10 protein-coding genes are annotated in these 9,684 nt (G+C 69.2%); 1 reads left to right on the plus strand and 9 read right to left on the minus strand.

The window, feature by feature from the left end:
- The first annotated feature begins 6 nt into the window (after positions 1-6).
- Positions 7-1,215 (plus strand): MFS transporter, encoded by a 1,209-nt coding sequence (locus LJF27_RS24490; RefSeq protein WP_003450410.1) that lies wholly within the window; start codon positions 7-9, stop codon positions 1,213-1,215.
- Positions 1,216-1,247: 32 nt separating this feature from the next.
- Here the strand turns inward: LJF27_RS24490 and LJF27_RS24495 are convergent, their stop codons facing one another.
- From LJF27_RS24495 to LJF27_RS24535, 9 genes are all read right to left on the minus strand, one after another.
- Positions 1,248-2,942, minus strand: a complete 1,695-nt coding sequence (locus LJF27_RS24495; RefSeq protein WP_003106469.1) for a NahK/ErcS family hybrid sensor histidine kinase/response regulator — start codon at positions 2,940-2,942, stop codon at positions 1,248-1,250.
- Positions 2,926-4,089 carry an alcohol dehydrogenase-like regulatory protein ErcA gene (gene ercA / locus LJF27_RS24500; protein ID WP_003088548.1) on the minus strand — a complete coding sequence of 388 codons (1,164 nt, stop codon included), beginning with the start codon at positions 4,087-4,089 and terminating at the stop codon, positions 2,926-2,928. The genes LJF27_RS24495 and ercA overlap by 17 nt, the downstream gene beginning before the upstream one ends.
- Before the next feature lie 85 nt (positions 4,090-4,174).
- Positions 4,175-6,001, minus strand: coding sequence for an alpha/beta hydrolase family protein (locus LJF27_RS24505; protein WP_003121719.1), 1,827 nt, complete (start codon positions 5,999-6,001; stop codon positions 4,175-4,177).
- Positions 6,002-6,005: 4 nt separating this feature from the next.
- Positions 6,006-7,151, minus strand: coding sequence for a pyrroloquinoline quinone biosynthesis protein PqqE (pqqE, locus tag LJF27_RS24510; protein ID WP_003119136.1), 1,146 nt, complete (start codon positions 7,149-7,151; stop codon positions 6,006-6,008).
- The gene (gene pqqD, locus LJF27_RS24515) at positions 7,123-7,401 is read right to left on the minus strand and encodes a pyrroloquinoline quinone biosynthesis peptide chaperone PqqD (RefSeq protein ID WP_003088542.1); all 279 of its coding nucleotides are present in this window, start codon (positions 7,399-7,401) and stop codon (positions 7,123-7,125) included. Before pqqD ends, pqqE begins: the two co-directional genes overlap by 29 nt.
- The gene (gene pqqC / locus LJF27_RS24520; RefSeq protein WP_003111679.1) at positions 7,398-8,150 is read right to left on the minus strand and encodes a pyrroloquinoline-quinone synthase PqqC; all 753 of its coding nucleotides are present in this window, start codon (positions 8,148-8,150) and stop codon (positions 7,398-7,400) included. Before pqqC ends, pqqD begins: the two co-directional genes overlap by 4 nt.
- 9 nt (positions 8,151-8,159) lie before the next feature.
- On the minus strand, positions 8,160-9,074 hold the full coding sequence (pqqB, locus tag LJF27_RS24525) for a pyrroloquinoline quinone biosynthesis protein PqqB (RefSeq protein ID WP_003106464.1): 915 nt from the start codon (positions 9,072-9,074) through the stop codon (positions 8,160-8,162).
- A gap of 52 nt (positions 9,075-9,126) precedes the next feature.
- Complete coding sequence (pqqA, locus tag LJF27_RS24530; RefSeq protein WP_003106462.1) at positions 9,127-9,198, minus strand: pyrroloquinoline quinone precursor peptide PqqA; 72 nt, start codon at positions 9,196-9,198, stop codon at positions 9,127-9,129.
- Positions 9,199-9,555: 357 nt separating this feature from the next.
- Positions 9,556-9,684: aldehyde dehydrogenase family protein (locus tag LJF27_RS24535; protein ID WP_073664670.1), on the minus strand; the 129-nt coding region annotated here is incomplete at its 5' end.

Consider the following 9,684-nt stretch of genomic DNA (forward strand, 5'->3'; position numbering starts at 1 on the left):
TCCCACATGTCCGTCGATATCCGCCCCACCCCGCCGGCGCAGGACAGCGCCCGGCAAAACGTCACCCTGCAGATCGTCTCGGTGGTGATGTTCACCTTCATCGGCTACCTGACCATCGGCATCCCGCTGGCGGTGCTGCCCGGCTACGTGCACGACGACCTCGGCTACGGCTCGGTGCTGGCCGGCCTGGTGATCAGCCTGCAGTACCTCGCCACCCTGCTCGCCCGACCCTACGCCGGGCGCGTCATCGACGGCCTCGGGCCGAAGCGCGCAGTGCTCTACGGCATGGCCGGCAGCGCCGCGAGCGGGCTGTTCATGCTGCTCTCGGTGGCGATCCAGGGCTGGCCGGCGCTGAGCCTGGCCAGCCTGCTGGTCGGCCGCCTGGTACTCGGCGCGGCGGAAAGCCTGGTCGGCTCGGCGGCGATCGGCTGGGGCATCGGCCGGGTCGGCGCGCCGCACACCGCCAAGGTGATTTCCTGGAACGGCATCGCCAGCTATGGCGCCATCGCCCTCGGGGCGCCGCTAGGGGTGCTGCTGGTGCACTGGCTGGGGCTGTGGAGCATGGGCGCGTCCATCGTCCTGCTCGGGGCGCTCGGCTTCGCCCTGGCCTGGCCGAAGTTGCCGGCGCCGCTGGTGCACGGCGAGCGACTGCCGTTCCACCATGTGCTCGGCCGGGTCACCCCGCACGGTATGGGCCTGGCGCTGGGGGCGATCGGCTTCGGCACCATCGCCACCTTCATCACCCTTTACTACGCCAGCCGTGGCTGGGCCAACGCAGTGCTCTGCCTGAGTGCCTTCGGCGGTTGCTTCATCGGCGCCCGGCTGTTGTTCGCCAATAGCATCAACCGGCTCGGCGGCTTCCGCGTGGCGATCATCTGCCTCGGCGTCGAAAGCCTCGGCCTGCTGCTGCTGTGGAGCGCGCCGAATCCCTGGGTCGGCCTGGCCGGCGCGGCCCTCACCGGCTTCGGCTTCTCCCTGGTGTTCCCGGCGTTCGGCGTGGAAGCGGTGAACCTGGTACCGGCTTCCAACCGTGGCGCGGCGCTGGGCGCCTACTCGCTGTTCGTCGACCTGTCGCTGGGCATCACCGGGCCCCTGGTGGGCTTCGTAGCCAACCTGTTCGGCTTCCGCTCGATGTTCCTCTTCGCCTGCCTGGCCTCGCTCGGCGGGCTGGCCCTGGCCGTCGCACTGCACCGGCGCAGCCGCCGGCCCGGCTAGGGCGTGCACCGTCCCAGGCGGCGGTACGCGTTCTAGAGCTCCCCGAGCAAGGCGCTCAGGGCCGCGCGCAGCTTGCCGGGCTTCAGCGGCTTGTTGAGCAGCGGCACGCCCAGGCGGGCCAGCGCGCGGCGGCAATCGTCGCTGCGGTCGGCGGTGATCATCACCGCGGCGATCTCCGCGCCGTAGTCCTCGCGCAAGGCGCCCAGCAACTGGCAACCGGTAGCGCCGTGGTCCAGGTGGTAGTCGACCAGGATCGCATCCGGCGCGCGGCCATCGAGCGCCTTGCGCGCGCCTTCCAGGTCGGTGGCGGTAAGCACCTCGCAGCCCCACTGGCCGAGCAGCGCGGACATGCTGAAGAGAATCTCGGTCTCGTTGTCCACCACCAGCAGCCGCCGTCCCGGCAGCGGATCACCAGCCGAAACCCGCGCAATCGCCTCGCCGGGTGCTGGCCGCGCCGGCTTGCGGACCAGCGGCACCTCGATGGCGAACAGCGAGCCTCGGCCTGGAGTCGAATGCACCTCGATGCGGTAGCCGAGGATGCCGGCGATACGGTCGACGATGGCCAGCCCGAGTCCGACGCCACGGCGCTCGGAAGCGCGCCCGGCGTCCAGTTGGTTGAACTCGAGGAAGATCGCCTGCAACTGGTCGGCGGGGATGCCCCGGCCAGTGTCCCACACCTCCAGGCGTACCTTGCCGCCACGCCGGCGCGCCCCCAGCAGCACGCTGCCGCGCTCGGTGTAGCGGCAGGCGTTGCTGAGCAAGTTGCGCAGGATCCGCGACAGCAGGCGCGCGTCGGTGCGCACTGCTAGTCGCGGGATCCGCGCACGCAGGGCCAGGCCGGCGGCACGCGCGACTTCCTCGAACTCCGAGGCCAGCGGAGCGAGCAGTTCGTCGAGGGAATAGTCGTCCAGGTCCGGACGGATCGCGCTCTGGTCGAGCCGGGCGATTTCCAGCAGGTCGGTGAGCAAGGTCTCGGCGCCTTCCAGGGCCAGGTGGGTGCGCTCCACCAGTTGCAGTTCGGCGGCCGGCAGGCCCCGTTCGCGCAGGGTGTCGACCAGCAGCCGCGCCGCGTTGAGCGGTTGCAGCAGGTCGTGGCTGGCGGCGGCGAGGTACTTGTCCTTGCTGTGGTTGGCGGCTTCGGCGGCGTCGCGCGCCTGGCGCAACTGGCGGTTGAGCTCTTCCAGCTCGTGGGTGCGCTCGGCTACCCGCCGCTCCAGCTCCTCGTTCATGGTCTGCAGGCGCTGCTGGGCCTGGACCCGCTCGGTGATGTCGGCGACGAAACCTTCGACCAATTCTTCCTCGTCGTGCCTGAGCAGCAGGTTCATCAATACCTCGATGTGACTGCCGTCCCTGCGCCAGAGGCGCGTCTCGTAGCCGAACAGGCCGCCGCGCTCGCGCAGCAGCGCGCGGATCCGTCGCATCTCGGCCTCGCCGCCGACGAACAGTTGCCCGGCCATGTCCTCCAGCGACCAGAGCACCTGTTGCGGATCGTCGTAGCCGAGCATCTGCGCCAGCGCCGGATTGGCGGCGCGCAGCCCCTGGCCGAGGCTGGCCTGGAAGATGCCGTGCACCGCGTGCTCGAACAGCCATTTGTAGCGGTTGCGCTCGGCCTCCAGCTCCTCCAGGCGCGCCAGCAGCTCCGGGTAGTGGCTCTTGCGCGCGGAGTGGCTGCCCAGGCCGAGTAACCCGGCCAGGGCCTCCTGCTGCTGCTCAGAGGGCCTCGCCATAGACCACCTCGACATCGCGCTGGCTCGACTCGCGCGGGTTGGTAAGGATGCACGGGTCCTGCATCGCGTGGCGCGAGAGGAAAGGAATGTCGGAGCTGCCGACCCCGTGCAGGGCGAGGCTCTCGTGGAAACCCACGGCGTGCTTGAAGGCGATCAGGTGGTCCACCAGGCGCTGGCGGACCTGCCCCTGGGTCAGACCGCGGCAATCGATGCCGAAGGTCTCGGCGATCACCTTGAAGCGTTCCGGCGCGGCGCTGTAGTTGAACGCCACCACGTGTTCGACCAGCGCCGCGTTGCACAGGCCGTGGGGCAGGTCGAGATAGCCGCCGAGGCTGTGCGACATGGCATGCACCGCGCCGAGGATGGCGTTGGAGAAGGCCAGCCCGGCCTGCATGCTCCCGAGCATGATCTTCTCGCGCAGGGCGATGTCGCCGGGATTGGCGATCATCTGTACCAGATTGCCATCGATCAGGCGCATCGCTTCCAGCGCGTGGGGATCGGTCAGCGGCCCGTGGCCGGTGGAGACGAACGCCTCGATGGCGTGTACCAGTGCATCGATGCCGGTACAGGCCGAAAGGAAGGGATCCATGGTCAACGTGGTTTCCGGGTCGATCAGCGAGACGTCAGGCACAACCGCCTTGCTCACCACGGAGAACTTCATGCGCTCGTCCTGGTTGGAAATGATCACGAACTGCGAGACGTCCGCCGAAGTCCCGGCGGTGGTCGGGATCAGGATCAGCGGCGGACTCGGCACCCGCAGCCGGTCGACGCCTTCGAACTCGAGGATGCTGCGGCCATGGGCGGCGACGATGCCGATGCCCTTGGCGCAATCCATCGGGCTGCCGCCGCCCACCGCGACGATCACATTGCAGCCCTCGCTGCGATAGAACTCGGCGCCGAGCATCACCTCGTCGACCCGGGGGTTGGGCGAAACGTCGGTATACAGGCAGTAGTCGATGCCCTGCCCCTCCAGGCTTGCCTGGATGTCGGCGACCCAGCCGGCGGCGAGCACGCCGGGGTCGGAGACCAGCAGGACCTTGCGCGCACCGAAGGTCTTCACGTAGTTGGCGACGCTGTGCCGGCAGCCGGCGCCGAAGATGATCTCGGGCGAGACGAATTTACGCAGTTGGCTGAGGTCGTGGCTCATCTGACAGACCATTCTTATTGTTATCGGACATTGCCGGCAGCCTACTGCATTCGTCGGTTATTGCAATGCGACCTTGGCGGCCCTTTCAATCCTCCAGCAGGCCCAGGTAGAAGCGCCATTCCGCCAGCAGCGCATGGGCGCGATTGGCCGGCTGGCGGAAACCGTGGCGCTCCTGCGGATAGCGGTGGCACTCCACGCGCACGCCGCTGCGCCGCAGGCCGGCGACCATCGCCTCGGTCTGCTCCGGCACCACCACCGCGTCGAGCCCGCCCTGGAAGAACACTACCGGCGCGCGGATACGCCCGACCTGAAGCACCGGGCTGCGCACCAGGTAGCGACGGCGCTGGCGCAGCGGGTCGCCAATCAGCCAGTCGAGGTAGTCACCCTCGAACTTGTGGGTGCAACGCGCCAGTGCCAACGGATCGCTGACCCCATAGAGACTGGCGCCGCCGCGCAGGCCATCGAGGCAAGCCAGGGCGCGCAACGCGCTGTAGCCTCCGGCGCTGGCGCCACGGACGAAGACCCGGGCGCGGTCGATCCGTCCCTCCGCGTCCAGCTGCGCCAGCGCGGCCTCGATATCGCGCAACTCCAGGCGCCCCCACTGGCCGCGCAAGCGCTGCCGATAGGCGCGGCCGTAGCCGCTGCTGCCCCGGTAGTTCAGCGCGGCCACGGCGAAACCGCGCTGGGTCCAGAACTGCAGGCCGGCATCGAACGCCGGCGAATGCATCGAGGTCGGTCCGCCATGCAGCCACACCAGCAGCGGCGGTGGTCGTCGGGGATCGACGCGGCGGCGGGCATTGCGCGGCGGATAGAAGAAACCGTGGCCGTTTTCGCCGTTGCCCAGCCCATAGACGAAGGCCTGCGGATGCGACAGGTCGTCCTCCGCCAGCGGTCGCTCGCCGCCACGCAGCACCTCGACACGCAGCTCGTCGCGATGGATCGCCAGCAGCGCCGGCAGGCGCCCGGCCGCCGCCGCGATGCAGTAGAACGCCCGGGCATCCGCGGCCAGTCCGGCGAACCGGTTCCAGTCCGCGGCCAGGCGCCGCTCGCTGCCGTCCGCTTCGCGCAGGAACAGTTGCCCGCCGCCGGCCTCGACGCGACTGAGCAGCAGCCTTCCCTCTCCCAGCGGCAGGTAGCTGCAAGCGCCCAATTGCCAGGGCGCGCCAGCGTGGTCGGCATCGGCGAAGCGGCCGGCCAACGCTACCTCGGCGCAGGGACGCCACCAGCCGTCGCGGTCGCTCAGCCAGTGAAGGCGGCCGGCGGGATCGAAGCGTGGTTGCTGGATCGACTCGCCGCCTCCGGCTCCGGCCAGGCAGCGCGTACGCCCATTCTCCGCCAGGCCCAGGCGGGTCTCGGTCCAGGGCTGGTGCGGACGGTCCCATTCGATCCAGGCCAGCCGCCGCCCCTGGCCGGCGGCACGCGGCGCGGCGTAGAAATCGGCACCCTCGACCAGCACCCGGCGCGCGCCATCGGCGTCCAGGCGCACGATGCGATGCACGACCCCGGTCGGCCCATGGCTCTCTTCCACCGCCAGCAGGGCATCCCAGGCATCGACGTAGGCCAGGTCGCCGTAGCGACACTGCGCCCCGCCGCCCAGCACTTGGGCTGCGCGGCCCGCTCGCCAGCGGCGTACCTGCTGGTCGGTTTCGTCGACCCAGGCCAGCCCGTCGAGCGTCACGCAGCAGGCGCCGCCGCCGTACTCGTAGACCCGGCTGCGCACCGAGCCGTCCGGCGCGGTGGGCTCCTCCAGCACGCCGTCGCGCCACAGGTACAGGCGCGAGCGCGCACTGGCCGGATCGAATTCCACCCAGGCCAGCCCGCCATGGGCCGCCTTCAGCTCGCTGAAATCGCGCCCGGCGGCCACCGCGCGCTCGGCGCTCCAGTCGCTCGGCCAGTCGCCGTAGTCGACCATTGCCTCAGGCCTTGCAGATCAGGCGTGACGCGCGCTGGTTGCGCCAGGTCAGCGCGTCCAGGCCAAGCGGCGCCTCCTCGGCCTGGCGACGGGCCGCGAGGATCAGGTCGTGCCGTGCCGACTTGGCGCAGACCGGGTCGGTGGCGTCGGCATCGCCGGTGAGGAGGAACGCCTGGCAGCGGCAGCCGCCGTGGTCCCTCTCCTTCTCCTCGCAGGAACGGCAGGGTTCGGGCATCCAGGCGTCGCCGCGGTAACGGTTGAAGCCGAACGATTCGTACCAGATGTGGCGCAGGCTGTGCTCGCGCACGTTGGGAAACTGCACCGGCAATTGCCGCGCGCTGTGACACGGCAGCGCGGTGCCGTCGGGGGTGATGTCGAGGAATACGCTGGCCCAGCCGCCCATGCAGGCCTTCGGCCGTTCCTCGTAGTAGTCGGGGGTGACGAAGATCAGCTTGCACGGGTTGCCTTCGGCGGCCAGCCGCTGGCGGTATTCGGCGGTGATCCGCTCGGCGCGCTCCAGTTGGGCGCGGGTCGGCAGCAGCCCGGCACGGTTCAGCGCGGCCCAGCCGTAGAACTGGCAAGTGGCGAGTTCGACGTAATCGGCTTCCAGCTCGATGCACAGCTGGATGATCCGCTCGATGTTGTCGATGTTGTGCCGGTGGGTGACGAAGTTGAGCACCATCGGATAGCCGTGCGCCTTCACCGCGCGGGCCATCGCCAGTTTCTGGGCGAAGGCCTTGCGTGAGCCGGCGAGCAGGTTGTTCACTTCTTCGTCGGCGGCCTGGAAGCTGATCTGCACGTGGTCCAGCCCGGCCTCGGCGAAGCGCGCCAGGCGTGCCTCGTCGAGGCCGATGCCGGAGGTGATCAGGTTGGTGTAGAAGCCCAGGCCGCGCCCTGCCTCGATCAGTTCGGCGAGGTCCTGGCGCAGCAGCGGCTCGCCGCCGGAGAAACCGAGCTGTGCGGCGCCCAGCTCGCGGGCCTGGCGGAACACCTCGATCCATTCCGCGGTACTCAGCTCGGCGCCCTCGCGGGCGAATTCCAGCGGGTTCGAGCAGTACGGGCACTGCAACGGACAGCGATAGGTCAGCTCGGCCAGCAGCCAGAGCGGCGGCCCCACGCTTTCACTGCAGCTCGATCCAGAATTGCGCATGGGCCACCTCGAGGAACGCCAGGATGTCTTCGTCTATGCCGGGGACTTCGGGGAAACGCTCGCGCAGCGCCGCGACGATGGCCGCCACGTCGCGGCGGCCATCGACCAGCTTGAGGATTTCCCCGGCGCTGTCGTTGAGCTTGACCATGCCTTCGGGGTAGAGCAGCACATGGCAGTCCTGGGCCGGTTCGAACTGGAAGCGGAAGCCCCGGCGCAGCATCGGCACGCTGTCGAGCGACGGCAGGCTCATGATGCCAGCCCCCGATGCCAGACCCGCTCGCGGGTCACCGTGTGGTACGGCGGGCGTTCGAGTTCGTAGGCCATGCTCATCGCGTCGAGCATGCTCCACAACACGTCCAGCTTGAATTGCAGGATATCCAGCATGCGTTCCTGTGCCTCGCGGGTCCGATAGTGCTCCAGGGTGATCCGCAGGCCGTGCTCGACGTCGCGCCGGGCCTGGGCCAGGCGACTGCGGAAATACTCGTAGCCGGCCGCCTCGATCCACGGATAGTGGCGCGGCCAGCTGTCCAGCCGCGACTGGTGGATCTGCGGGGCGAAGAGTTCGGTCAGCGAACTGCTCGCCGCCTCCTGCCAACTGGCGCGACGGGCGAAGTTGACGTAGGCGTCGACGGCGAAGCGCACGCCGGGCAGCACCCGCTCCTCGGACAGCACCTGCTCGCGCTCCAGGCCCACCGCTTCCGCCAGACGCAGCCAGGCCTCGATGCCGCCCGCCTCGCCGGGGGCGCCGTCGTGGTCGAGGATACGCTGGATCCACTCGCGGCGGACCTCGCGGTCGGGACAGTTGGCCAGGATCGCCGCGTCCTTCAGCGGGATGTTGACCTGGTAGTAGAAACGGTTCGCCACCCAGCCCTGGATCTGTTCGCGACTGGCACGGCCCTCGTACATCGCGACATGGAACGGATGGTGGATATGGTAGTAGCGTCCCTTGTCGCGCAGCGCCCGTTCGAATTCGGCGCGATCCATGGCGGCACGGCTCATGTTGGCCCCCTACAGCTGGATGTGCATGCCATCCCAGGCCACTTCGATGCCGCTGGCATCCAGTTCGGCGCGTTCGGCCGAAGCGGTGTCGAGGATGGGATTGGTGTTGTTGATGTGGATGAGCACCTTGCGCGCGGCCGGCACCTTCGCCAGCACCTCGAGCATGCCGCCCGGCCCGCTCTGCGCCAGGTGCCCCATCTGCCGGCCGAGCTTGTCGCCGACCTCGCAGACCAGCATCTCGTCATCGCGCCAGAGCGTACCGTCCACCAGCAGGCAGTCGGCGCGGCGCATCCATTCGAGCAGCGCCTCGTCCACCTCGCCGAGGCCCGGCGCATAGAACAGGGTACCGGCGCTATCGAGGTCCTCGACGAACAGGCCGATGTTGTCGCCCGGATGGGGGTCGCCGCGATGCGGGGAATACGGCGGCGCGCTGCTGCGCAGGGGGATCGCGGTGAAGCGCAGGCGCGGACAGGCCGGAATGGCGAAAGGCTCGCCATCGAGGGCGATCGGCCGGTGGCGCAGGCCGCCGTTCCAGTGGGAAAGCATGGGGAACAGCGGGAAGCCTTCGCTGAGGTCCTGGTGGACCATCTGCGTGCACCAGACTTCGTGCGGGCAGCCTTCGCGCAGGCTGAGCAGGCCGGTGGTGTGGTCGATCTGGCTGTCGAGCAGGACGATCGCGCCGATCGCCGTATCGCGCGGCCGACGCGCCGGCTGGAGGGCCGGGAAGGCGGCGATCTGGGCACGGATGTCGGGCGAGGCGTTGCAGAGGATCCAGCGCTCGCCGTCGTCGGACAGGGCGATGGAGGATTGCGTGCGTGGCTGGGCCGCTACGCTGCCGTCGCGGACCCCGCGACAGTTGCGGCAGTTGCAGTTCCACTGGGGGAAGCCGCCGCCGGCGGCCGAACCGAGAATACGGATGTGCATGGGTCTGCCCCGCGGGCTGGAGGGAGGCCCCGGAAGACCGGGGCCGAACGGATCAGCGGTTGGCGAAGTAGAGGGTCACTTCGAAACCGAGACGCAGGTCGGTGAAGCTGGGCTTGGTCCACATGGGGTCGATCCTCTCTGGTGGGGCCGGGCGATTCCGGCAGGTCGAGTTAAACATCAGCGGGGCTCGCTCCGAATGAGACTTTCGAAGGAGTTTTCCCCCTGATTTGGTAGGGACTGCCTGTCCCGCCCAAGGTTCGCCGGGAGAACGCCGTTGCGCCCCCCTGGTTCGCCCTGGTGCAGGGCAGAAGCCTAGTCCATGCAGGGGCGGCGGCGAGGCGAAAAAAAAGACGCGGCCAGGGCCGCGTCGCGCCAGAACCCGCCATGGGGAAAGCCGCGTCGGGACGCGGGACGAGCGCACCCGCAGGTGCCTTGGCGGAAAGGCCGCGGGTCGGAGCGATCCGCGGCGGCTGAGGACCGCTCAGAAGAAGCCCAGCGGGTTGATGTCGTAGCTCACCAGCAGGTTCTTGGTCTGCTGGTAGTGGTCGAGCATCATCTTGTGCGTCTCGCGACCGACGCCGGACTTCTTGTAGCCGCCGAACGCGGCGTG

Source organism: Pseudomonas sp. 203-8 (genome assembly GCF_020708595.1).
Taxonomy (GTDB): Bacteria; Pseudomonadota; Gammaproteobacteria; order Pseudomonadales; family Pseudomonadaceae; genus Pseudomonas; species Pseudomonas aeruginosa.